A 1,369-nucleotide genomic window follows, 5' to 3' on the forward strand; every position below is an offset into this window, starting at 1 on the left:
CGAGATCCATACAATAAGCATCTACACATCTAGATGTGTATAAGAGACAGGAGTTATCGGGGGCAATATTATTCGGAATTAAACAACCATAGCATTAACAACTTTATATAGTTTGCTTGAATAAGATAACAAATATTTTAATCATTTTTAATTTGAGAGAGGTCAACAACATGAAAAAGAAAAGAATTATTACTTTAGGAACGATCGCCTTAACATTAGCTTCACAAACCATTTATCCTGCTTTGAATTATGCTGCTGAAAGTGCAGTTTCATCGAATAGAGCTGAGAGTAACACTGAACATGTAGTGCCGAATATTGATTGGTCAAATTGGCAACCTCATGGTACTGGTGGGCAAAACCAGAGTATTGCTGGTGCACTACCTTTAGATCCATTTGACGGAACAACGATGAGAAAATTCAAGAAAACGATGGTTTTAAATTATGGACAGATTACAGGAGAAGTAACTATCCCTAGCATTGAATTTACTGTTGTACTTAATCCAAATGCCTTTGTAATTAGAGTTCCCCTTTATTCCTCTGGTTATGCATGGGTAAGTAACATTACACTTACAAATGAAACTACAGGGGGACAGTGGAAACTTCCAGTAACACCAACTGACTTGTTTGGAGCTCAATACAATGATTACTTGGTTAATACTAAAGATGCAATACTCAATAGTGGAGATACAATTACGATTGATGGAAATCTGAATGCCAAAGATACTAATACAGCTCAGAATGATAGTTTTTGGGCAGAATTATATTCTGGGGAGAGTTATGCACGGGTGACAAAAGTAGCGAAGGTTTATTATAAGGATGCTTTAACTGGTAAGGACCTGTTACCTGAAGAAGTTCTTGGAAATGGGATGAAACTAGGAACTACAGTATCAGCTTCTGCTAAAGAAGTTGAAGGTTATGCCTTTACTGGAAACTCTTTAGTCACACCTGATACTATATCAGACGGGCCGGATAAAACCATTACTACAATATTGAAGGCCGGTGGACCTGTAATTAGTGGGAATAGAGACACTACAGGTGAGCAAGCCATTGTTTTTTGGTATAAAGCTGCTGATAAAACGGCAATTACTACCCACGATTCCACTATCTATGTGAATGACAGTTGGGATGGTAAGGAAAACTTCGATAGTGCAATCAATAAAGATGGTACTCCACTCAACTATGAACAATTTATTTCAGCTGGGGGCACAATAGACTCTAGTCAGCTAGATACGACAAAAATAGGAACATACCCAGTTGTTTACAAATTAAATAATGTTAGCAGTACCGCCAATATTACAGTATTAGCAAACCAACAAAGCATCACTGGGTCCGACGTAACAAAATACGTGAATGATCCTATGCCCGAAGA

Annotated in this window: 1 protein-coding gene; it reads left to right on the forward strand. The window is 37.5% G+C overall.

Going from position 1 to position 1,369, the window contains the following annotated elements:
• Positions 1–170: 170 nt before the first annotated feature.
• Positions 171–1,369, forward strand: a 1,199-nt coding sequence (locus tag A5875_RS21895) for a bacterial Ig-like domain-containing protein (RefSeq protein WP_176244778.1), incomplete at its 3' end; no start/stop codon positions are given.

The organism is Enterococcus sp. 3H8_DIV0648, assembly GCF_002140655.1.
Taxonomy (GTDB): domain Bacteria; phylum Bacillota; class Bacilli; order Lactobacillales; family Enterococcaceae; genus Enterococcus_A; species Enterococcus_A hulanensis.